Consider the following 22,571-nt stretch of genomic DNA (forward strand, 5'->3'; position numbering starts at 1 on the left):
AGTTTTTCCTATTATGTTTGGATAATTTATTATAAAATCTTTGATACTTCGTTACAAAGCCATTCTAATAATTCACGGTCTTCGTTTGTAAAGGGATCAATGGTATGAGAATCAATATCAATCTGTCCGATGTTTTTTCCGTCTTTAAAGATCGGAACCACAATTTCAGCTTTGGTATCAATTGAACAGCTCAGATAATTGCTTTCCTCATGTACATCAGGAACTACAAATGTTTCATTGGAAACAGCAACCTGACCGCAAATTCCTTTACCGTAAGGAATAATGGTATGATCGGTAGGAGCTCCCACGTATGGCCCAAGGATTAATTCATCTTTATCTCCATTTTTAAAATAGAACCCCGTCCAGTTGAAATAAGAAATTTCCTGATCCAGTAAATGACAAACTTTCTGAAGCTTTTCTTCTGTATTATGTTTAGGACTTTCAAGAATTGAGGAAAGTCTTTTCTTTAATTCTGACATTATATTTATTTTTAAGAGAATTGTTTTAAAGGAAGTTCTTCTTTATAGCCGAACATTCCACGCTCTTTGATCATTTCTGCAACGCCTTCGGGAACCTGTGTTTCCCAACCTTTGATGCAACATGCTATTTTTCTCAGGATCTCTCTGGAATAGATTTCCAAAAACTCAGGATTATAATTGGTAATATCTACAATACGGTTGTTGCGTTTGAAATATTTATATAATTCTTTAAGATTTTCTTCCACCTTAAGGTTTGAAGAATCCAGAAGCTGATGCGTTTCAGGATCTTTATAAGGATACAGGTACACCCTCATTCCGTTTCTGAAGAATTTACCGAATGCTTCAAGGATACCTCCTGAAAGATTCTTATAGTATTTCTCATCAAACACCATCAGCAGGTTATTTACTCCCATTGCTACTCCAATGTCCCCACCGGTGTATGATGCAAAGTAATCGATCAGCCTGTAGTATTCTGAGAAGTTTGAAATAATAACGGTATATCCCAATTTACCTAAAATATCCACCCTGTCAAGGAAATCCCTTTCATCAATATCTCCATCTGCCCGCAGGTTTGAAATTGTAATCTCAATAAGTACTTCTGTTTCTTCATGAGTACAGGTTGCATCTTTAAAGAACATATCCATCCCGTTTTTAAGCATGTCTATGTTTACTTTGGTCACCGGCCTGAAACTTCCCCTTACGGCAAAAATATTTTTCTTGTACAATACATCTGCCGGAAGCATATTATTTCCCTGTGAATTAAAGATCACAGCATCTGTCATCCCGTTCTTCACCAGCTGAAGAGACATCAGCCTGTTATCTACGTAAGCAAATGCAGGTCCGCTGAAATCGATCATATCAATTTCAAGATTATCCTTTGCTATATCATCATATAAAGATTCAACCAGGGTTCTTGGATTATCATAATAATTGAAAGCTCCAAAAATAAGGTTCACCCCAAGGTTTCCTAAGGTTTCCTGCTGTAAAGTAGCATCATTCTCCTTAAACTTTACATGGATCACCACTTCATTATAGTCTTCATTTTCTTTGGTCTGAAAACGGATTCCCACCCATCCGTGGCCCTTTACGGTTTTATCGAAATTAATAGTGGTTACTGTATTGGCATAGGAAAAGAATTTTCTGTCCGGATTGTTATCCCTTGAAATTCTCTCCTCGATCAGAGCTACCTCATAACGCAGCATTTTACGAAGTCTGTTCTGGGTAACATATCTGTTTTTTACCTCTTTTCCGTAGATAGCATCACTAAAATCTTTGTCATAAGCAGACATTGCCTTAGCAATCGTACCGGAAGCTCCCCCTGCTCTAAAAAAATGACGAACAGTCTCCTGCCCTGCTCCAATTTCTGCGAAAGTACCATAAATAGTAGGATCTAGATTAATTGTTAATGCTTTTTGTTTAGGAGTTAGTTTCTGATACATTAGGACATTAAATTTTTTGTAAATTTACCAAAATTAAACCAACCTCAAAACAAAATGAAGTTGAAATTTTTAGGAACCGGTACTTCTCAGGGTGTGCCCGTTATAGGCTGTACATGCGAAGTGTGTACTTCCGGAAATCCCAAAGACAAACGTTTTCGTTCTTCTGTAATGGTTACCACAGAAGAAAATAAAAAAATACTTATCGATTGCGGGCCGGATTTCAGGCAGCAAATGCTTATTAATCAGGAACACAATGTAGATATTGCCCTGATCACTCATGAGCATAATGATCATGTTATCGGGCTTGATGATATGAGACCCCTGATTTTTAAAAGCGGGAAAGATGTCCCTCTTTACTGTTACCACCGGGTTGCCTTTGAAATAAAGAAACGGTTCCCCTATGCATTTGCAGATGTAAGATATCCGGGCGCCCCTGCCTTTGAACTTCACGAAATTGAAAACAAACCTTTTACAGTTCTGGACACGGAAATTACCCCTGTGGAGGTTATCCATTATAAGATTACCGTATTCGGATACAAGTTCAAAAACCTGGCCTATATTACGGATGCGGGATTTATTTCCGACAAGGAGAAAGAAAAACTGAAAAACCTGGACATCCTTATTTTAAACTGCATCAGGAAATTCGATCCCCATCCGGCTCATTTTATACTTCCGGATGTAATCCGGCTATTTGAAGAGCTACAGCCTAAAAAATTATTTTTAACACACATCAGCCATCATTTAGGTCTGCATGACATTGAAGATAAGCAGCTTCCACCTGGAATTCACCTTGCCTACGATGGTTTGGAGATCAGTTTTTAAAAAAATATTCTAAAAAACTTTTGAATATTCATAAAAGTTTCTATATTTGCACACCAATTTAAAGCAGCCCAGGTGGCGGAATTGGTAGACGCGCTGGTCTCAAACACCAGTTCTTAGGAGTACCGGTTCGATCCCGGTCCTGGGTACAAAAAACCTCTGAAATCTTTTGATTTTCAGAGGTTTTTGATTATTAAGAGATCAATTTGGGTTACATTTTACAAAAAACCCTCAAAAAAATTCTATTTTTAGGCTGATAACTTCTCACCATTACTGAATTAAAAAATTACCATTCCGGATAGTAATCGCTCTACCACTAACTGCCTGATCATTCCATAAATCAAAAGCAGGTAATATTATTATGAGTTCACATATGTGTTTTAATCCATACGAAGATTCAGTTCCATCGCATGTAAAGCAATATTAGCCAAAAAATTTCTCGAAAAATTTTAAAAAACGCCAAAAACAATCCACCAAAAAGTGATTAATGATAATTATAAAGGCTTTTTTTTGTAATTTTCGACACATAATATTTTTACCATTCACAAATTAAAAAGTATGAACATCGATACCATTTATCAATCTATAAAAAACTGGAAGGCTCTGGCTGATTCTTACAGAAGCGGAAATGAAGAAAGCGGAAAAGAGCTTGTAAAGCTTTTAAATCAGGGTTCACATTTCTCCGTAGACGAAGCCGAAATTAAGGTATGGAAAATACGTCTTGAAAATGAACCTGACAAAGCCATTCATGCATACGCCGGCATTGACAATAATATATTTAAAATTTTCATGATAGACTCTGTGAGTGATGCTAAAGGAGATTTCACTGATATTGTTGTTAAAGAGCTAAACCGCACCCCTCCCTATCCCTCCGGCAATACGGCTGCTGAATTCTCATCATCTCTTCCTATTACTTCTGAATCTGCTATTTATCGTAATTTCAGGTTCAATATGTATTGCAGTGAATGGTTTACCGGGCAAAAGGCAGAACCCTTCCGTGTCATTTCTATCCCATTTGACGATTATGAGAGAATGAGGCTCACAGAAGGACAGTCATGCACTTCGTTCTTTGGACTCACCAATGAAACAGCAGTAAATACATCCATAGAAAATTATCATATAGAAATCATTACCGTAAAAGATATTGGAATTGACAGCATAAGCCAGACAGCAGAAAACTATTCTACTCCGCGTCCTCCGTTTACGGCCAATGATCCTGTAGGAAATTATCAACTATTGCTGAAGAGTGATGCTCACCTATAACGAGCTGTCGCTCTTATTACAGTTTACCATCAATCTTACACTACTTACCGGGCTTGGACTGTTTCTGAAGCGTGGAAAACAGGCGAAAAAGCTGTTGCTGGTTTTTATTTTGGGTGAGCTTGTACTGGAACTGTCAGACCTCATATTCAGGCTCATGAAGATAAACACAGCCAATATTTATATGTATCCGATAAGCCAAGGATTTGGTTTATTGATGATTACTGAAATTTACAATGTCTTTTTCTTTAAAATTTCCCGGTCTGTAAAATGGATCATCTATCTCTTTACAGGCTTGTCATTATTCATTAATATCGCATACAAACAGGATATAGCGTCAGTTTCTTTCTATTTGAGTATCATTACAGATATTGTGATCTGTAGTTTTGCAGCAGTTTACTTTCTGAATGTAATAAGAAATTCCGGATTTGAGCAACCCTTATTCATTGCTAATGTTTTTGTCTTCCTGTTTTTCTCCATCGAAAGTATAATTTCAACGACATTTAATTTTTTAATTAATCATCATCTGGAATGGGTAGCGCCAGTCTGGCTTTTTAGAGGCGTATTATTATGGTTCTTTTATATTGCTTTTATTAACCTGGGATGCCGCGTGGGGAAAATGAAAGTGTAATAGTCTTATGGATATGGATAGGTATCGGATTATTGTTCCTGGTTGCCCTATTTATAACCATTTTGGTGGCCAGCTATACCAAAAGTGTTAAAAAAAACAAACAGAAAGTAATTCAAATGGTTCGTAATGCACAAACAGAGTGTTGGGAAAATGCGGTTTATCTACAGGAAAAAGACAGAGAAAGGCTTGCAGAAGAGCTTCATGACAACATTATCTCCCGCCTCAACCTTATCCGGCTGAATACCCATTATAAGAATATGAATGAACTTAACCTGGATTTAAAAAATTCGATGCAGCTTATCCGTGAATTATCACATAATTTAACACCGCCGGATCTCAGTGAAATTGCACTGGAAGACCTGATTGCCGATTATCTGGAACAGGTTAAAATGAATATCCATATTGAATATTATCAGCTGGTATTTCACAGGGATAACATCAGTAATTCAGTAAAATTAAATATGTTCAGGATACTCCAGGAACTGATCAATAATACTTTAAAACACGCCAATGCTTCTGTCATTAAAGTATCATTGAGGATTTCAAAACAGTATCTGGTTCTGAGTGTTGAGGATAACGGTAACGGATTTACCTCCGGGAAACAAACTACAGGAATAGGTTTACGAAATATTCAGCTTAGAGCCAAACAAATCGGGGCTATTTATAAACTAAAAACCCAACCCCAGCGAGGAGCTAAATTCATTCTCCTCTCTGCTATAAAACAATAAAATGGAAAACTCAAAAATTAAAATCGGCATCGTAGATGATGACCTTCTATTTGTACAGCTTTTAGAAAATTATATCAATAATAATGAACGCTTCGAGATAGTTCTGACCTCAACCAGCGGTCACCATTTCCTGCATGAATCAGATACAGATCTGCCGGATATTCTTATCCTGGACCTCAGAATGGCTAATGGCGATGGTCTGGAGGTGATGTCTGCCCTATCCCAAAAAAATACCGAAACCAGGATTATTGTACTGTCCAGCTTTTACCGCCGGTCTTTTATGGGGCAAATGCTCAAAATGGGAGCCCATGCTTTTTTACCCAAAGAAATTGAACCGGAGAAATTGTCGGAGGTCATCAATGCAGTATATCATCACGGACATTATTTTTCGGATGAACAGGTTGAGGTGATGCGCACTCAGCTGTCGAGCAAACTTCCTGAATTCCATTCATTTTCCAAAGATTCCCTTACAGAAAGGGAAGTTGATGTTCTTCGGCTGGTCTGTCACCAGCTGAGTACCAAAGAAATAGCAGACACATTATTTATCTCTCCAAAAACGGTAGAAACCCATAAAACCAACTTAATGATTAAAACCTGCGTAAAAAATATGGCCGGCCTGGTTATTTATGCCGTACAGAATAATATTGTAAATGCCAGTGAAATTGTGCTGTTGGATAAATAGTTGTTATTTTATTGATACCATAATATAAAAAATCAGGGAGAATGATCATTTTCTCCCTGATATGGAAATCTAAAAAAACGACTGACATTTAAGAAGGATTCAACATCTGTGCAATAGAAATCGCATCAGCTACAGTATCCAGGCTATAAATCTGCATTACTCCCTGGGTTGTTGCAGCCTGTCCTAAAATATTTTGCTGATTCTGATTATTTACTGCATTTTCAAACATGATTCCTGTGGAATGTGCTGCAGATTGATACACATTACCTAAAGCGATTGCAGGTGCTTCAGCCACTACTTTTACGTTAGTCTGCGTTACTGCATCGGTGATTTGTTCATTAACTACTGTTGCCATATGTATTGTTTTTAATTTTGGGGATTAAAGACAGCCGGATATTCCGGCTGTCCGAAATTATTGGTCTAATTGTTAAATGCCGGATTATGAATTAGGATTCAGCATTCTGGCGATAGAAATAGCGTCTGCTACGGTGTCCAGGCTATAGATCTGCATTACCCCCTGTGTAGTGGCTGCCTGACCTAAAATATTCTGTTGGTTCTGCGTATTTACCGCATTTTCAAACATGATTCCTGTGGAATGTGCTGCCGATTGATACACATTACCTAAAGCGATTGCAGGTGCTTCAGCTACCACTTTTACATTCGACTGCGTTACTGCGTCTGTGATTTGTTCATTAACTACTGTTGCCATAATGATTTTGTTTATTTGGTTTAAAATAACCGGATTTTCCGGTTGTATGGATTATTATTTTATACTATCAGGGATTTAAGGGTTCAGCATTTTTGCAATAGAAATAGCATCTGAAATGGTATCTACGCTGTAGATCTGCATGGTTCCCTGTGTCGTAGCTGCGTGGGTCAGGATGTTTTGCTGGTTCTGAATATTCACCGCATTTTCAAACATAATTCCTGTAGAATGCGCTGCTGTCTGATATACATTACCCAACGCCATTGCAGGAGATTCTGCCACTACTTTCACATTCGTCTGAGTTACTGCATCTGTAATTTGTTCATTAACTACTGTTGCCATAGATTGTTTTATTGATTATTAGATTTTAACAACCGGGCTTTCCGGTCATCGTTACTTTTCTGTTGTTGGATCAAAAAAGTTTTTAAGAATTAGGGTTCAGCATTTTTGCAATGGAAATAGCATCTGCTACCGTATCCATGCTATAGATCTGCATTACTCCCTGCGTAGTAGCCGCCTGTCCTAAAATGTTTTGCTGATTCTGCGTATTTACTGCATTTTCAAACATAATTCCTGTTGAGTGTGCAGCAGTCTGGTACACATTGCCTAAAGCCATTGCGGGAGCTTCGCCTACTACTTTTACGTTAGACTGGGTTACTGCATCGGTGATTTGTGGGTTCACTGTTGTTGCCATAATTGTAATTGTTTTTTTTGAGATCTGATCTCGGTTAATAATTATTTGATTGTTAAACTAGTTTTAATATGATATTTTAAAAACCTCCCGCAGTTGAACACTGACGAGATTAAAGCATTGTTAAAGGCTTATAAATTATTGAATGATAGAATGTAAGCATGGTTCCTGATACAATGGTTGAAATCATGACCGTACAGTCTGCGGGGGTTTTTAGGATTCCGGATAAAAGGATGCGGCTAAAGTTTTGTGATGATCTTAAAAACTATTCCTGTTGTAGATATGCTGTAAATGGAATATTACTGAGGGCTGAAGAATGCATTTCTAAAAAATTTAATGTAGGAATATTCACAGCATCTGCAAACCGGTGCAAAAAATGTTGACCTGATTATATATGTTGAGAGCACCGGATTCTATTTACTACAGGAAAATGCCGCATCCGTAATGGCTGCTGTTGAAGATTAAAAATTAAAACGGCTTTTTCTCAACATCATCAATTCTTTCTTTAACCTTCCGGAGCCAATCTTTTTAATCCCCATCACGGAATTGCTCAATCCGATCAGGGAGTCCCGCTGCTGATTTGTTATGGATTGTTCATACATTAATCCTGTAGAGTGTGCATTTACCTGCATTGAAATTGCAGTAGGTACCGTGGGGGACATTCCTGTTATTTCTGTGTTGATCTGGTTTTGATTGTGTATCATAACTATTAATTTTTTGGGTTATACGTTATTTACGGATATTGGCAAATCTTGCCTGCAGCTTGTTCATCCTTTCCACGATTTTAAGCTCTTTCTCTTTTATTCTTCCTTTTGAAGCTTCCTGAAGTTTTTTCAGCTGTTCTTCATAGCTCATCGGAACAGGGTTAGCTGATGCCGCCGCTACAGGTGTTGATTGTTGAAAAGCCTGCTGCTGTTTAACTGCTTCCTCCAGTTTTTCAAGTAAAGGAGATAAAGATTTAAGGGTTTCTTTCGTCGCTTTGTCTTTGATATAATTAATGATTTCATCTTCATGGCTGATAATGAAGGGCATTATATCTTCTTCCACGATTTCAGCTTCTACCGGATCTACTTCTACCACAACGGGTTTCGGCTCCGGAACATGAGTCCTCGCTCTATGGTTTATTGGTCTGCGCATAGATTTTATTTTAAATGATTAATAATTGAAGACACCTTTTTCGAAAAGGACAGGGCTATAATAAATAGCCAATAAAAGCTCCCGCAGCAGTCCAGTCACGATTGAGATCCCGGATCACATTACTTCCTATAATTTCTATAGCAATACATCCTGAAATAGCATTCGCAGCCATTATTTGCTTGATCTGGTCGTTAGGAAGATTCAAAATGTATTCATCCGGAATAACCGGTAATTTGCCCGTATTGGCAGGACTTTCATTGACAATAATATCCAGAATTTCCTGAAAATAATGAGCGATTAATTTAGATCCCTGAAACTCCAGTTCTCTTTTTAATTCTACAATTTCGCCTGGGGTAACCAGGTCTGATATGGCATTTACATCCACATCATGAACAGAATACAGAGCTTCTCCCGTATTGGACGCAGTGATTGTAATATCTGTTTTCAGGACACACTTGGATTTCTCAAGATTTAGCGTAAGAAGCTTTGTATCAATTTCCGGTTCTGCTATATCACTCAGGGTATTGAGCGGAAGAATCCTTACATTGCAGAAAAAGGTCTGATGTTCTTCCAGCTTGATCATAATGACCGCAATTCCCGTCGATTTATCTTTTGGCTCTACAACAAATGACTGATAATTGTTATACCTCTTTCCTTTATTGGTACAGATGACCTGTCTTATAGCAGGCTGGATATTAATATTGGATGTTGTAAGGTTAAATACCGAACGGTCACTGTTGTTTTCCGGTTTTTTTGTGCTGAAATACGCAGTATCACTACTCCTAGTCAGATAAAGGCTTTCATTGATCTCTTTTAATGAGCGTAAATTCAGAATTTTCGCAGGTTTTGTTTCGTTTGAATAATTCATATTCTAATTCTTTTTAGTTGATTGATTAGTTTTGTTAGTATTGATTTTTTTGCTGACTCCCCGGTATGTATCTCCGTGGGAAGTACAGCATCTTTAATTTCCGGTTTTACAAGCGGCTGAGTCAATTTTACCGATTTTAATATTAATTTCCCCTCATTATCTGCCGTAACAAAGCTTTTTTTCATATTATCCTTTTGTTCCGGAATCTGACCGGCTACCCGTTTTTTTTTTCGGGATCTTCAGCTGCGGCGGAAAAATCGGTAAATGGGGAAGAATTTTGTGTTCCATCTGAAGCAGGATTAGGGATATTGTTATTATAGATTGTACCGGAAATTCTTGTCTTCACTTCTGCATAATCGCTTACCATTTTAAATAAATCCTTCATCATATCATTATTTCCGTTTCCTGTATTCTGATCCCCGGCTTCACTTTCAGTACTCCCGCCCCCTCCTCCACTGCTGTTCTTGCTTTTTGGTCCACTGGGTGTTCCGTAGGTCAGTAAATTGTTGGCCAGCCTGCTTAATGCAATAAGTCCCACCTGTTCAAAACCTTTTAAAAAGGACTGGAGATCCTGAACCATCATTCCGGCAGACTGCTCAATCATTACTTTTGCAACACCTCCCATAGGAGAAGCTTTTGGCGGTGATAATACTTCGGTGTTAACGAATACTACTGCTTCCTCCGCCGGAGTGGAAGGCTTGGCCTCTTTAACCTCTGATTTCTCACTGTAGTTTTCATCCATGATTGTAAAATTTTAGTTATCCTTTTAAAATTTTAATGGCATCTGCAACAATCGCGGGATTAAGCTGATTCAGGTTCTGCTGATTGGTTACCGAATTCTGAATGGAAATTCCGCTGGCGTGCGTGGCCATCTGATAAAGCATACTCATGGCCTGTGCCGGAGATTCACCCAGCACGGTAACATTCGTCTGCGTTACTGCGTCTGTAGTCTGATTGTTTACTGTATCTGCCATATTTTTGTTATTTGGTTATTATTCTCAGATCTTTAAGATATTTCAATTGCAGGTTAATAGAGTTGCTATTAAATCTGACCTTACATCAATTCCATGATCTCTTTTGTCTGATACAAATTTCCCAAATCAACACAACTCAACATTCAGGGAAAAAACTGAATTTCAAAAATTAAGGGAATTCTCTCACGGGTGAAATTTTATCAAAAATACATCTGGTGTATTCCATAGACTTTTAAAGTAAGGGTAAGCACCTAGTTTTTAAAAATGGGGATTTTCCCTCTTATACATCAGGAACTTTAGAAGGAAATTTGTGATGCATGATCATATCATTCATTTGTTAAAATAATTTATATACCATGAAATATTACGTACTACTTTTACGAACTGCCTTAGCAACAGGGGGTATAGGAACCATTACCTGGACAGGTGAAAATTACCGCCGCATAACCTATGCACTGGAAAACCCGGACACCGTGGATCCCGATGGAAGACTCGGTGCAATGGTAGCCACACGCGACTATACTCCGGATCAGGTTGGCTATGGCGTCCATGCTGCCACACAGCTTATTTATCTTGTATTCCGGGATATCGGTGAACAGCAGATAGGAAAAGCATTCGGCGCTTTAAAACCGAAACAATATCTGGAAAGTCCGGGAACCTTCGAAAATCATAAAATTTTCGGTGCTTTCGATCAGGGCTACTGGAAAGATGAATTTAATATGGGAAAAACCACTGTTGATAATATGGTCATTGGCCTGGGGGCCAGCCTGAACCCAACCATACGGGCAATAACACAGAAACTGCTGGCCGGAATCCGTCAATATCCACCTCTACCCCCTGAAGACTTTAATTAAAAATTTATACTATGCCCAATTACAAACAACTTTTAGAAACAGCTGCAAACTCGTTAACAGTAACCAGTATTTCAGCAGCATTAGGAATAATCATTGGTGGAGCATTTATCCATGACTTATACCAACGATATAAAAACTACATCAGGCCCGCAGATGATACTGCCGATTTCTTAGTAAATGCCGGAATTTTCGGATCAACCAATAATGCCGCACTGAATGTAGAGCAGCATCTCGATACTTTCCGACAGGTAAATGCATTAAGAAACCAAAGACAAGACGATACCCGGGCCAACCTTTCTTTTTTAGGCCGGATATTCTCAAGATATTTAAGAGAGGGACACTCAGACATCGATGCGATTATAGCAAGAAATATCAACAGTATAGCCTCTGTTCCCGGTTATGCCACCGATGAAGAAATTGAGCTCGCCTTACAAAGAGCAATTATGGGAGGCACCCGCACCAGAGGGTGGCTAACCAGAGTAGCAAGGCTTGTAGGAGACCCTATCTACAGGTTAATTGGTTAAAATCATTACTCTTTAATTATTAAAGTTACCGCAAACTTATACCAGCAGTTTGCGGTATTTATTTTTATAATGAAAGCTTAATACTATCCCACATTCACTCCAAACAGATGTCCAACTAAAGCGGTTATTCCCATAGCTACCGTCCCCCAGAAACAGATTCTGAGCATTGCAATTCCGATACCGGAACCACCAGCCCGGGCTGAGACCGCACCAAGAAGCATCAGAAAAACGATAGAGAAGCCGTATTGAAAATACACCATCTGCTTAATAGGAGCCAGCAATGATACAGTAAAAGGCAGTAAAGCCCCTACGGCAAATGAACTGAATGACGCTAAGGCAGCCTGCAGGGGTTTTGCCTGGGTGATTTCGTTCATTCCCAATTCATCGCGGGCATGTGCTCCCAATGCATCATGCCGGGTAAGTTCTATTGCCACCTGCATTGCCGTTTCTTTACTGCAGCCCCTTTTTTCATAAACCTTTGCCAGCTCTTTTAATTCTAGTTCAGGCATTTCATCAAGTTCACGCTGTTCGCGCTTCAGATCAGCTTTTTCAGTATCTTCCTGCGAGCTTACGGAAACATATTCTCCCGCAGCCATGGACATAGCCCCTGCAATCATCCCTGCTAAAGCTGCAAGGATAATAATATGGCGTTCAGGCTCTGCCGCCGCAACCCCAATGACAATACTTGTAGTGGACAACAAACCGTCATTGGCCCCCAAAACAGCTGCCCGAAGCCAGCCTACCCTGTTTACATAATGTTTTTCCAACTGATGATGCATCGCAAATATTCTGTATTGATTTGCTATTAAAGGTATAAAATGTTTTTCCAGGAACCATTCTATATTGGACTTTCTTTTAGCCGTACAAGCTATTACGACTTAGAAGGTGCTCTGACCTGAAGCAGCCAGTATATAATAAAACCAAGCTCCAAAACAAAATCTATCATATACACCCATCTGATAACTCCTTTCAGATAATAATATAAATCTATGCCCGCAAGTCCCACACAGGCTGATAAGATCGCCAGAATAATAAGCGGACTGTGCCTTATTTCTGCGACATATATAATGAGCAGGATGTGGGGAAAAAGGAGGAGGCTTACGGTCTTTACCAGCCACACTTCTACTTTCGGGCCGGTAACAGCGAAGAAACTTTCAAGGTGTACAAACGGCCAGACTGCAGTCAGCAGATAATAAAAAAGCTGAATATAAGGCAATATTTTATATTTTTTCATATATCAGGTTTAATGGTTCTTCATTACCCATATGCTTGAAGATCTGGAAGCGACATGGAAAATTCCTTTTCCTTGTTCATCCAGAACCACTTCTTCTTTCCTGTGCTGTAAAAAATCATAAAATACGGCACCGCCCAAGCCGGCATCTACAGTGATTTCTTTATATCCGTCTTCACTGTTTGAAATTATAACCACACATCCCGGATGTTCACCATCTCCCTTCCGGAGCCAGGCGATACAGTTGGGGTGATCAAACCAGTTTACCTGTTCACCATACGCAAACCGCTGTCTTGCTTCAAGCAATTTCGTAAGGATCTCTACACGGGGCATAATAACCTTTACCTCTTCATCATCCTTCATTTCCACATATTCGGCACTGAATAAATCAGGATAGAAAACACAGGGATAAGCATTTTCAGACATCAGGATAAGGGTATAGGCAATAGGTTTGAACCAGTCTTTTACCGCAGATTCCAGTGCCTGGAATTTTTGGGTATCATGGTTTTCTACAAAAGAGACTGATAACATCGGATTCCATTCCAGAAAAGTATCTTTTATAATATTTCTCAGGTCATAATCCTTACCTTCTTTAGAGGCCCGGAAGAAGTTATAATGAAGCGGTACATCAAAGAATGAGATTGTATCATCCATCCTTCCGGAAAAATCAGATATCTTTTCTACTTTATCTTTCCAGAATTCCCCCATGATAAAACAGTCTTTTACTTCTGCTTTAATATAAGTGATCCAGTCTTTCAGAAAATCAGAAGAAAGATGCTTCAGGGCATCAAGACGAAGTCCGTCAATACCGGTCGTTTCAACATACCATCTGATCCAGTTTTTCATTTCCTGAACCACGTAAGGATTACGGTACTCTACATCATTTCCCATCAAATAATCATAATTTCCAAACTGGCTGCTTACAGAAGGATTCCAGTCTTCCCCATATTCATTGTGAATCTTAAATACGCCTTTTTCTTCCTGCTCTTCCTTGTAAATAATATCAATACCACTGAAACACCGGTAATCCCAGATAAAATCCGAATACTGTCCTTTTCTTCCGGGAAAAGTGAATTTTGTAAAAGCTGAAGCAGAAAACGGCTCACCTATCATTTCATTCCTGTTCTCTTCATTTACCTTATGGACAGTAACTTCTTCCTTCTCATCTCCACCCATTCTGTGATTCAATACAATATCCGCATATACGGAAATTCCTGCTTCATGTGCTTTTTCTATCGCTTTGAGATATTCATCCCTGGTTCCGAATCTTGTAGCTACACTTCCTTTCTGATCAAACTCGCCAAGGTCATACAGGTCATATACATCATAACCTCTTCCATCTATACCCAAAACACATTTTGTAGCAGGAGGAAACCATACCGCTGAAAATCCCATACTTTTAAGGATATCTGCTTTTTTTACAAATTCCTGCCATAAGTTCCCCTGGTGATACCAATGGAAAAACTGAATAATTACTCCGTTCATTAGTTTTTAAGTTTAATGGTTATTTGTATCGATGGTTGGGTATTTCTTTATCATGACGACTGGTATGGGAAACAGATCTGTTGCCACGCTGTTCTCCCAGTTTTTCATAAAATTTATGAAGCTGATCCAGCTCATCCTCTGTAAGATCCTCAATATCTACAATACGGTTACTGGCTTTTTTGCTCGTGGCAACCAGCTCATTGAGCTTGATCTGTATCGCTTTGGAATCTTTGTTCTGAGCTTTCTGAATCAGAAAAACCATTAAAAATGTAATAATGGTAGTTCCGGTATTAATGATCATCTGCCATGTTTCTGAAAAGTGAAATAATGGACCTGTTGCAGCCCAGATAATAACAAGGCCTGATGCTCCCAAAAAGGCCCAGGCACTCCCGGTAAAATATGCAGCCCAATCCGCAAACCGGTCAAAAAAATTCTTTTTCATAATCATAATTGTTTTAATAACATATTGTTAAACAAGCCATACGGATGTCCATATGACTTGTTTGTGTAAACATTAATCAATACTAACTAGAAGAAAATCTTCCGGTCTTTTATCTTTACAATACTGTCTTTCTCCATCATTTTAATAGTCCTGATGGCAGTTTCTACACAAATTCCCGTAAGGTTTGCCAGCTGTTGCCTTGTAAACGGGACTTTAAAAGAGAAAGGAGCGCGGTTCTTCTGAAAGCTTTTAAGATATAGCATGACTCCCATAAGCCGTTCTGCCGGGTGCAAAGACGAGTTTTTCTGCATCATGATATATTGATAGTACAAATGACCGGACATCGATTTACAAATGTTAAAATAAAGGTGGGGATAAAAATGAAGCATACTGAAAAAATTTCTTTTGCAGAGTCTTAATACCGTACAGGAGGTCAGGGCAATAGCATCCATAGGATATGATTTCTCCAGAAAAAGCAGAGAATCACCGAAACTCTGACCATCAGACAGAATATTCTGAATAAATTCTTTCCCATCTTCACTGCTGTTGTTTAGCTTTATTTCTCCTTTAATAATCTGATAATAATACAGGGCAACATTCCCTTCATGGAAAATAAATTCTCCGGGACTGTACTCTTTTACTTCGGCTCCTGCAGAGTTTAAAATTCTTTCACTGATAGCCATAATGTCTGTTTTTAAGATTTGAAATTCTTTTATATCAATGAAGAACTGATTCTTAATTGATACTTATACTTATTGAACATTGTAACTTGTTATTTCATAATAAACAGCCCATGCCGTAAATACGATAACAATAATCCAGATCCAGAACGGGATAGTCTGCGGGGTCTCACTTCCGTTGATCAGGAAACTTTTCTGATTTCCTTTATCATAAGCATTGATCATTAAGGAAAGTGTGCCATCCACTACATCTTTGTTCTTTAATCCTTCTATCCGTATTGCAGGACCATTGGCAACTGTAAACTGTATCTTTCTGATCCCTTCTCTTCCTGAAGGGGAATGGCTTACAATTTTAAGTATATGTTCTCCGTCCGTCAGTTTTTTGGTATCCAGATCAAAAACGATGGGAGTGTCCAGTTCTGCGATGGGAGCCGGATCTTCATCGATAAATAAGAAAACCTTGCTTTTATCTTTGGTCATGATCTTTAATTTTCACTTGAAAAAACCGAGTATTTGATATGGGTTTTATTCTTTTCGCCGGGTTTGATCAGATATTTGGCAGAAAGGATAAAAGCCAGTACAGTTATCAGGATAACAATTCCAACGATAAACCAGTCCCAATTGCTTTCAGGACCGGTCCCGTGGGTAAAATTACGTGTTACTTCAGGTTGCTGAAGTTTACAGGCATCACAGGCCAATGCATAGGTTGTAATGAGTAAACCACACAATATGATGATATTCTTGATCCAGCTTTTCATTGTTATTTTATTTTATCCATTATTGTTTTTACTTCTTCTACCGTCACTTTTTTAGCATTATTTCCCCAGCTGGTACGCTCATGGTTCATGATAGCCGTTACATCTTCAGGAGTAAAGTTAGCATTCGCCCCTACAGCAGGCATTGTAGCAAACTCCGGTCTTGGATCATATCCTTTCATAATAATAGTGACGTACAATTCCAGATCTCCACCGGTTACTACCGGGCTGCCTTTCAATGAAGGGAATGCTCCGGGAACCCCTTCTCCGTTAGCCTGATGACAGGATGCACAATTGGCAGTGAACAGGGCCGCGCCATCCGGAAGGTTTGCATCACCTCCCTGACCAGCTTCTTCTTTCTTCTGTTTGTATAAAAAAGCAGGGACAATAGATTTATCGGTATAATCCGTTTGCTTTAATGATTTGAGATAAGCAACCAGCAAAAGAGCTTTCGGGCCGGCAACAATTTTTTTTGAGGCATTGGTCCTGAATTTTTCGGGCACCTTCACTTCCACATCTCCCGGCTGGAGATAATCTCTTTCTATAAAAAGCCAGGGATAAGCCGGCATCACGGATTCTTCTACCGCTGCCCTTGGCTGATATAAATGGATGAGATGCCATTCTGAGCTTGGCTGTCTCTCCCCTATATTGGTAAGATCCGGACCTGTTCTTTGCGTTCCCATCAGGTTGGCGGTATTACGCCAGAAATCTGTTCTTCTGTTCACTGCAAAATCTGCAGGAATACTCGGTCTTTTACCGAAAACATTATCCATTTCTACATTTCTTACCTGTTGTGTATGGCAGGCAACACATCCATTTTCAATATAAACCATTTTACCGGCTTTTTCCTCTTTGGTAAGTAATCTGGATTGTCTGGGCAGAGGTTTGTTAATTCTCTGATTGTCCAGCGCTGGTAAAACCGCAATATAGAGTGTCAGAAAAACAAAAAGAAAAAGTGCTGACCCAAAAAGGATTCTATGATCGTTTAAAAATATCATAATGCTTATTTTTAGGTATTAAACTCTGTATTTCCAAACTGTTTTTTAGTTGCCAAAATTTCAGCCGGTGTTTTCGGGACTTTTATTTCGTCCTGTTTTTTTACCATTTTATAAAAATTATAGGCAAATATGAGATGGGAAACCCACATCAACGATCCTCCTATCGCTCTCCAGAGCCAGAAAGGAGCCATATTGATCACCCCTTCTATAAATGGTTTCTTCTTGATCCAAAGCTGTCCTGTCTGGGTTCCTCCGATCATCAGGGAAATCACATAAAATAATAATCCTATCAGTGCCAGCCAGAAGTGAATCCCCACCAGGATCTTGGGAGGTTCTTTTCCTGTAAGCCTGGGTACCAGGGTATATATGAACCCCCATAACATAAATGTAATGATTCCGTACATGGTAAGATGGGAGTGGGCTACAGTAAAATCTGTAAAATGCCAAAGCAGGTTTGTATATCTGAATGCTTCCACAGTTCCCTGGAAGGACCCTGTAAAATAGAAAATGATAGACATAAAATAAAATGGCAATGTATAGCTGTTTTTAAGCTGATACCAGGCTCCATTAAACGTCAGCAGAAAATTAGCAGTTCCCGCTGCAACCGGAATCAGCATTCCTGCACTGGCTATAATAGCAGTAGTCTGCAGCCGCCAGGGAATAGCACTGAAAATAAAATGGTGTGTTCCTATAAGGGTATAGAATAAAGTATGGGTCCAGAAAGCCAAAACTCCAAGGCTGTAGGAATATATCGGTTTATTGAGCTGCTGGGGAAGGAAATAGTACATCAGTCCCAGATTGATCATCATAAACCACATCCCTATCGCCTGGTGCATATAATATCCCTGGATAATGGTCTCCCCTACGCCATCCTGCCATATGGGAATATAGGCAATAACAATTACCAGAACTATAAACATGGTTCCTGATACAATATACCAGTTGGACAGATAAATTTCTTTGGTGGTCCGGTGAATAATCGGTTTAAAGAAGTTGTGCAGCGAAAGCGCAACTCCTATTCCGAAGGTGATCATGATCGGCCAGATATATTCCCGGTATTCTCCTCCTCCGTTATTGACTCCTGCAAGAACACTGATTGTTCCCGAAAGAACGGCTGCATTGACCAGAATAAGAGAAAGATATCCCTGCCTGATATTAAAATTCTCAACATTACTAACCCTGGGAATAACATAATAAGCCAATCCCATCATTGCCAGAGAAGCCCAGCCCCAGAACACTGCATTGGTATGGCCCGGCCTTAATCTTCCGTAGCTGAACCAGCTTGTATGTTCAATATCCGGAGCCACCAGCTTGATTCCGGCATACAATCCGAAGGTTGTGCCAAGAACAAGCCAGAAAATAGCAGTTCCAAGAAAAAAAAGAATCAATCTGCTGAGTTCGGGGGTTATGTATTTTTGCAGGGAGGAAGTCCTTCTTTTCACCGGAAAAACCCTTAATTCTTCCACAGAATTGATATTCTGTATAACTCCTTTCTTATCTTCCGGGGGCAGGTTTCCCGAGAGATCATTTTCCGGAGGAGTAAAATGAAGGGCCTTCTCCTGTTCTTCAAAGGCAATCACCTCCTCAGAAGAAAGATTTTCTGCTTCTCTCTGAACTTCAACAGATTCCTTACGTTTCAGTATTTTACCATAAATAGACAAAAACTTAAAAACAACAATAATCAGACCGGCAACAATAATCATGAGCACCAGTAATAAAGTAATCTGTATCCCCGTTTCCTTAAATAATGAGATATCTGCCATAACAATAATATTACGGATTATAAATACGTACTGTTTTTTCTTAAATAGAATCAGTATTGATACCGTTTAGAAGCATCAATCCCACTTTATAACAAAGTGTAGGGTGCAGCTATCTGCTGTTTTTTATAGAATCCAGATCATAAGCTGTACTATCCACTGTCGCTGTGTTATCCGCCGTATCCGGTGAAATCTGGGCAGATCCCGAAGTAAGACTGTCAGAAGCAATGATGGTGTCTGAATTGGTAGGGCCCGCCTGCGGTTCTTTTTTGCAGCTGACGACAAAAAGACCGGCTATCAGAATGAATGATACAATAAATTTCATACTATTAAATTTTGTGGTGTGTGTTATCAAAAGTAGAAAACATCCTTCTAAAACTTTATGACTCAGATCATAGACCGCTGAAACGAGTTTTGGCAGATACAGCAATAACCTGTTTTTTTTGCCGGCTATATGGTTATCTCTATATTTGTTCTGTGAAAGTTCGTCAACCCTAGCAATGAATTTACTATATATCAACTGGGATATCAATCCCGAAATCGTCAACATTTTTGGACTTCCTGTAAAATATTATGGACTATTGTTCCTTACAGGTCTTGTCTTATGCTTTAATATTTTAAAAGGTATTTATAAGAAAGAGAATTTAAGTGTTCAGGCCCATGAAGCTTTATTTTCATATGCCCTTATCGGAATCTTAGCCGGAGCCCGCCTGGGCCATTGCCTGTTTTATGACTTTGATTATTATTCCCAGCATCCTGTTGAAATATTTTTACCCATCCAGAAGGGACCTGACGGTTCTTATTATTTTTCGGGTTTTGCAGGGCTGGCCAGCCATGGCGGAGGTATCGGATTACTGATAATGCTTCTGCTGTATGCCAGAAAATTTTCAATTTCTTTTATGACCATTTTGGATGCTATTGCTATTGTACTTCCTTTGGGAGGCACTTTTATCAGATTAGCCAACCTTATGAATTCGGAAATAATCGGAATCCCCAGCACACTTCCCTGGGCTTTTATATTCCATCAGGTAGATGAGGTGCCGAGGCATCCTGCACAGCTTTATGAGGCAATTTCTTATTTTATTATTTTCGTGGTTGTCTTTCTTGTGTACAAGAAAAATATTTTCAGCATCGGAAAAGGATTTTATTTTGGCATCAGCATACTTTTAATTTTCATTATGCGTATTCTGATTGAATTCATAAAAGAAGATCAGGTTGGCTTTGAACACGGAATGAGCTTTAATATGGGACAGCTCTTAAGCATTCCTTTTGTACTGCTGGGATTATTCTTTATTGCTAAAAGTATATTGGAAAAAGGAAAGATAAAAACGTCATAATATACTTCCTTTGTTAATAATAAAAACCCCCATTGGATATTCAATGGGGTTTCTCGTGATTATACTTCATTACCTTGTTGTATATCCTCCGTTGGCAAAAATGGTCTGCCCGGTGATCCACCATCCTTCAGTGACTAGGAATTCCACCAATGGAGCTATATCTTTGATATCTGTAAGCCCTCCCAATGCGGAAGCGGATTTATGATAAGCTACTGCATCCTCTGTTTCCTGTCCGTAAAAGAAAGGAGTATCCATTGGCCCGGGAGCTACAGCGGTCACTGAAATCCCTCTTGCTCCGAATTCTTTTGAAGCCGCTCTTGTAAAATGTTCTACCGGAGCTTTTGCTCCTGCGTATGTAGAATATAATCCTGTGTATGCGGCAAGCAGTGAAGTCACAATCGTACAGATCTTTCCATTGTCGTTCAATTTTTTTCCTGCTTCCTGCAAAAAGAAATACGCAGATTTTGAGTTAACATTGAACATGGTGTCATATTCAGCCTCCGTAGTTTCTGAGAATGGCTTCTTTAAAACCATTCCCACCGTATTAATTGCAATATCAATTCCTCCATACTTTGAAATGGCTTCATCAAAAAACTTCGTGATATTCTCTACTTTAGTAAGATCTCCCTGAAATAAAAATGCTTCAGCTCCTAAAGCCTGAACCTCTGATAACGTTTTTTCACTTTCAGCTCTTGAACTTTCACTGTTATAGTGAATAGCCAGTTTTGCTCCTCTGGCTGCAAAATCTCTGCTTAATAACCCACCAAAGTTCTTCCCCCCTCCGGCGATTAAAACAACTTTTCCTTGTACATCTTGTGCTGACATTATATTTTTTTTAAATGTTAATGAAGCAAAGTTGGGCAATAAAAATCATCTCATCATGGTGAATTTTTCGGAAATTATACAAACACTCCAAATTTTAAGCTGAAAAATTAAATAGATTCAAATAAAAACTAAAAATAATTAAAGTATGCAAAAACATTTCCAAACAATACCACATTATTTATCAGACACATAGAATATATTCTGTCCTTTTTGTGAAATATTATTTAGTTAGTGCTCCTTAAACAGTGAATTTTAGGCACAGCATTTGATACTTACACCCCCGTATTTATACACCACTTCATTCTTAATATATTTTTTTTAATCCTCAGCTTGCTGGGGGTTTTTTATAAAAACTTACTGAATCCGTCAGCGTTTGTCATGCTTTCAGCAGAGTTTCACATACTTGCTGATAAAAGTATTTCTGATAATCAATTATTTAAAACAGGATTATTCATTTTATTATTGTATCTTTGTATCATTAGTCGACCACTACTTTTGTTTTCTGCCACGACCGGATAGCTTTTTTATTCAGTCTTTGTTTTTTAACAGCCGTATTTTTAACTTTAATTCTTCTACTAAGGACAATACTTGTCAGAATTTTAAAGCTCTTTATGATTGGGAAGATCCAGGACAGACTACATGGGTAGGCTTTATCAGCAATAAAGCAAAAACAGATTGAACCAATTACAGAACATAGAAACTAAATACTAAAAATAATTTATGGCAGATTCTTTTTCTAAAAAGGAAAATTTCAAGAAAAAAATTCAAAAGCAAAAAGAAAAAGCGTTGAGACGCGAAGAACGTAAAACGAACAACAACAAAGGAAAAGACCTGGAGGATGTATTCATGTATGTAGATGAATTCGGAAGATTAACTTCTACTCCACCGGAACAAAGGCAGGAAATAAATCCTGAAGAAATTCAGCTGGGTGCAGCTCCTATCATCGAGGAAGATCCACGAAAAACAGGAATTATTACTTTCCACAGTGAAAAAGGATATGGATTCATCACTGAAGATCATACAAAAGAAAATATTTTCTTCCACAATAATAACTGTACAGAAACAGTTAAAAAGGGAAACAAAGTATCTTTTGAAAAGGAAAAATCACCAAAAGGTTTTTCTGCAATCAATATCCAGATAATAAAATAAGTACGATATTATAAATAAAAGAGGCTGTCTCAAAAGTGAGGCAGTCTTTTTTTGAGCATAAAAAAAGGAAAGCTTTTGCTTTCCTAATATTTGCAAATTGATTAATTTGCTGTGTGT

31 protein-coding genes and 1 tRNA gene are annotated in these 22,571 nt (G+C 38.6%); 10 read left to right on the top strand and 22 right to left on the bottom strand.

The features are described 5' to 3' along the window. Positions 1 to 29 precede the first annotated feature (29 nt). Positions 30 to 479: a GAF domain-containing protein gene (locus DRF59_RS18065; protein ID WP_115963528.1), complete on the bottom strand. Its 450-nt coding sequence runs from the start codon at positions 477 to 479 to the stop codon at positions 30 to 32. Between the two features lie 11 nt (positions 480 to 490). Continuing rightward, entirely contained in the window at positions 491 to 1,918 is a 1,428-nt protein-coding gene (locus tag DRF59_RS18070) for a TonB-dependent receptor (protein ID WP_115963530.1), read from the bottom strand. A 54-nt stretch (positions 1,919 to 1,972) separates the two neighbouring features. Between DRF59_RS18070 and DRF59_RS18075 the strand changes: the two genes are divergently transcribed. The 6 genes from DRF59_RS18075 (at position 1,973) to DRF59_RS18100 (ending at position 6,038) form a co-directional block, all read left to right on the top strand. Further along, a complete protein-coding gene (locus DRF59_RS18075; RefSeq protein WP_115963532.1) occupies positions 1,973 to 2,740 on the top strand; it encodes an MBL fold metallo-hydrolase in 768 nt (255 codons plus the stop codon). A 66-nt stretch (positions 2,741 to 2,806) separates the two neighbouring features. Continuing rightward, positions 2,807 to 2,886, top strand: a tRNA-Leu gene (locus DRF59_RS18080). 409 nt (positions 2,887 to 3,295) lie between these two features. After that, positions 3,296 to 4,000, top strand: a complete 705-nt coding sequence (locus DRF59_RS18085; RefSeq protein ID WP_115963534.1) for a hypothetical protein — start codon at positions 3,296 to 3,298, stop codon at positions 3,998 to 4,000. Then, the gene (locus DRF59_RS18090) at positions 3,987 to 4,628 is read left to right on the top strand and encodes a hypothetical protein (RefSeq protein ID WP_115963536.1); all 642 of its coding nucleotides are present in this window, start codon (positions 3,987 to 3,989) and stop codon (positions 4,626 to 4,628) included. The genes DRF59_RS18085 and DRF59_RS18090 overlap by 14 nt, the downstream gene beginning before the upstream one ends. Beyond that, positions 4,601 to 5,356 (top strand): sensor histidine kinase, encoded by a 756-nt coding sequence (locus DRF59_RS18095; protein WP_115963538.1) that lies wholly within the window; start codon positions 4,601 to 4,603, stop codon positions 5,354 to 5,356. Before DRF59_RS18090 ends, DRF59_RS18095 begins: the two co-directional genes overlap by 28 nt. 1 nt (position 5,357) lies before the next feature. Continuing rightward, entirely contained in the window at positions 5,358 to 6,038 is a 681-nt protein-coding gene (locus DRF59_RS18100; protein WP_115963540.1) for a response regulator transcription factor, read from the top strand. A gap of 88 nt (positions 6,039 to 6,126) precedes the next feature. On the opposite strand, the gene DRF59_RS18105 is transcribed toward DRF59_RS18100, so the two are convergent. The 9 genes from DRF59_RS18105 to DRF59_RS18155 all read right to left on the bottom strand — a co-directional run bounded on the left by DRF59_RS18105 (position 6,127) and on the right by DRF59_RS18155 (position 10,414). Continuing rightward, positions 6,127 to 6,393 (bottom strand): RebB family R body protein, encoded by a 267-nt coding sequence (locus DRF59_RS18105; RefSeq protein ID WP_115963542.1) that lies wholly within the window; start codon positions 6,391 to 6,393, stop codon positions 6,127 to 6,129. Positions 6,394 to 6,477: 84 nt separating this feature from the next. Next, complete coding sequence (locus DRF59_RS18110; protein ID WP_115963544.1) at positions 6,478 to 6,747, bottom strand: RebB family R body protein; 270 nt, start codon at positions 6,745 to 6,747, stop codon at positions 6,478 to 6,480. 75 nt (positions 6,748 to 6,822) lie between these two features. After that, a complete protein-coding gene (locus tag DRF59_RS18115; protein ID WP_115963546.1) occupies positions 6,823 to 7,086 on the bottom strand; it encodes a RebB family R body protein in 264 nt (87 codons plus the stop codon). Between the two features lie 82 nt (positions 7,087 to 7,168). Next, positions 7,169 to 7,438, bottom strand: a complete 270-nt coding sequence (locus DRF59_RS18120) for a RebB family R body protein (protein ID WP_027381243.1) — start codon at positions 7,436 to 7,438, stop codon at positions 7,169 to 7,171. Positions 7,439 to 7,896: 458 nt separating this feature from the next. Continuing rightward, positions 7,897 to 8,139, bottom strand: a complete 243-nt coding sequence (locus DRF59_RS18130; RefSeq protein ID WP_115963550.1) for a RebB family R body protein — start codon at positions 8,137 to 8,139, stop codon at positions 7,897 to 7,899. A gap of 25 nt (positions 8,140 to 8,164) precedes the next feature. Continuing rightward, entirely contained in the window at positions 8,165 to 8,572 is a 408-nt protein-coding gene (locus DRF59_RS18135; RefSeq protein WP_115963552.1) for a hypothetical protein, read from the bottom strand. Positions 8,573 to 8,627: 55 nt separating this feature from the next. Continuing rightward, entirely contained in the window at positions 8,628 to 9,440 is an 813-nt protein-coding gene (locus DRF59_RS18140) for a hypothetical protein (RefSeq protein WP_115963554.1), read from the bottom strand. A gap of 214 nt (positions 9,441 to 9,654) precedes the next feature. Continuing rightward, positions 9,655 to 10,182 (bottom strand): hypothetical protein, encoded by a 528-nt coding sequence (locus DRF59_RS18150; protein WP_115963558.1) that lies wholly within the window; start codon positions 10,180 to 10,182, stop codon positions 9,655 to 9,657. A gap of 16 nt (positions 10,183 to 10,198) precedes the next feature. Continuing rightward, the gene (locus DRF59_RS18155; RefSeq protein ID WP_047400697.1) at positions 10,199 to 10,414 is read right to left on the bottom strand and encodes a RebB family R body protein; all 216 of its coding nucleotides are present in this window, start codon (positions 10,412 to 10,414) and stop codon (positions 10,199 to 10,201) included. Positions 10,415 to 10,770: 356 nt separating this feature from the next. On the opposite strand from DRF59_RS18155, the gene DRF59_RS18160 reads away from it, so the two are divergent. Both DRF59_RS18160 and DRF59_RS18165 read left to right on the top strand, forming a co-directional pair. Next, positions 10,771 to 11,268, top strand: coding sequence for a hypothetical protein (locus DRF59_RS18160; RefSeq protein ID WP_115963560.1), 498 nt, complete (start codon positions 10,771 to 10,773; stop codon positions 11,266 to 11,268). An 11-nt stretch (positions 11,269 to 11,279) separates the two neighbouring features. Further along, positions 11,280 to 11,792 carry a hypothetical protein gene (locus DRF59_RS18165; protein WP_115963562.1) on the top strand — a complete coding sequence of 171 codons (513 nt, stop codon included), beginning with the start codon at positions 11,280 to 11,282 and terminating at the stop codon, positions 11,790 to 11,792. 83 nt (positions 11,793 to 11,875) lie between these two features. On the opposite strand, the gene DRF59_RS18170 is transcribed toward DRF59_RS18165, so the two are convergent. The 10 genes from DRF59_RS18170 to DRF59_RS18215 form a co-directional block, all read right to left on the bottom strand. Then, positions 11,876 to 12,571 carry a VIT1/CCC1 transporter family protein gene (locus DRF59_RS18170; protein ID WP_115963563.1) on the bottom strand — a complete coding sequence of 232 codons (696 nt, stop codon included), beginning with the start codon at positions 12,569 to 12,571 and terminating at the stop codon, positions 11,876 to 11,878. Positions 12,572 to 12,663: 92 nt separating this feature from the next. Continuing rightward, positions 12,664 to 13,026 carry a hypothetical protein gene (locus DRF59_RS18175; RefSeq protein ID WP_115963564.1) on the bottom strand — a complete coding sequence of 121 codons (363 nt, stop codon included), beginning with the start codon at positions 13,024 to 13,026 and terminating at the stop codon, positions 12,664 to 12,666. Between the two features lie 9 nt (positions 13,027 to 13,035). Then, entirely contained in the window at positions 13,036 to 14,508 is a 1,473-nt protein-coding gene (locus DRF59_RS18180) for an alpha-amylase (RefSeq protein ID WP_115963566.1), read from the bottom strand. Positions 14,509 to 14,527: 19 nt separating this feature from the next. Further along, entirely contained in the window at positions 14,528 to 14,950 is a 423-nt protein-coding gene (locus tag DRF59_RS18185) for a low affinity iron permease family protein (RefSeq protein WP_185144936.1), read from the bottom strand. A gap of 86 nt (positions 14,951 to 15,036) precedes the next feature. Next, positions 15,037 to 15,633 carry a Crp/Fnr family transcriptional regulator gene (locus DRF59_RS18190; RefSeq protein WP_115963568.1) on the bottom strand — a complete coding sequence of 199 codons (597 nt, stop codon included), beginning with the start codon at positions 15,631 to 15,633 and terminating at the stop codon, positions 15,037 to 15,039. A gap of 69 nt (positions 15,634 to 15,702) precedes the next feature. Continuing rightward, entirely contained in the window at positions 15,703 to 16,110 is a 408-nt protein-coding gene (locus DRF59_RS18195; protein WP_115963570.1) for a cytochrome C, read from the bottom strand. A gap of 5 nt (positions 16,111 to 16,115) precedes the next feature. After that, positions 16,116 to 16,388, bottom strand: coding sequence for a hypothetical protein (locus DRF59_RS18200; RefSeq protein WP_115963572.1), 273 nt, complete (start codon positions 16,386 to 16,388; stop codon positions 16,116 to 16,118). Positions 16,389 to 16,390: 2 nt separating this feature from the next. Then, positions 16,391 to 17,383: a cbb3-type cytochrome c oxidase subunit II gene (locus tag DRF59_RS18205; RefSeq protein WP_115963574.1), complete on the bottom strand. Its 993-nt coding sequence runs from the start codon at positions 17,381 to 17,383 to the stop codon at positions 16,391 to 16,393. 11 nt (positions 17,384 to 17,394) lie between these two features. Continuing rightward, positions 17,395 to 19,146: a cbb3-type cytochrome c oxidase subunit I gene (locus tag DRF59_RS18210; RefSeq protein WP_115963576.1), complete on the bottom strand. Its 1,752-nt coding sequence runs from the start codon at positions 19,144 to 19,146 to the stop codon at positions 17,395 to 17,397. Between the two features lie 109 nt (positions 19,147 to 19,255). Next, a complete protein-coding gene (locus tag DRF59_RS18215; RefSeq protein WP_115963578.1) occupies positions 19,256 to 19,468 on the bottom strand; it encodes a hypothetical protein in 213 nt (70 codons plus the stop codon). 175 nt (positions 19,469 to 19,643) lie between these two features. Here DRF59_RS18215 and lgt point away from each other — a divergent pair, with 175 nt between their 5' ends. After that, a complete protein-coding gene (gene lgt / locus DRF59_RS18220; RefSeq protein WP_115963580.1) occupies positions 19,644 to 20,480 on the top strand; it encodes a prolipoprotein diacylglyceryl transferase in 837 nt (278 codons plus the stop codon). A 69-nt stretch (positions 20,481 to 20,549) separates the two neighbouring features. Here lgt and DRF59_RS18225 read toward each other — a convergent pair whose 3' ends face one another. Then, the gene (locus tag DRF59_RS18225; RefSeq protein ID WP_115963582.1) at positions 20,550 to 21,305 is read right to left on the bottom strand and encodes an SDR family oxidoreductase; all 756 of its coding nucleotides are present in this window, start codon (positions 21,303 to 21,305) and stop codon (positions 20,550 to 20,552) included. A gap of 720 nt (positions 21,306 to 22,025) precedes the next feature. On the opposite strand from DRF59_RS18225, the gene DRF59_RS18230 reads away from it, so the two are divergent. Continuing rightward, positions 22,026 to 22,454: a cold shock domain-containing protein gene (locus DRF59_RS18230; RefSeq protein ID WP_115963583.1), complete on the top strand. Its 429-nt coding sequence runs from the start codon at positions 22,026 to 22,028 to the stop codon at positions 22,452 to 22,454. Positions 22,455 to 22,571 lie beyond the last annotated feature (117 nt).

This window comes from Chryseobacterium flavum, assembly GCF_003385595.1.
Classification (GTDB): domain Bacteria; phylum Bacteroidota; class Bacteroidia; order Flavobacteriales; family Weeksellaceae; genus Chryseobacterium; species Chryseobacterium flavum.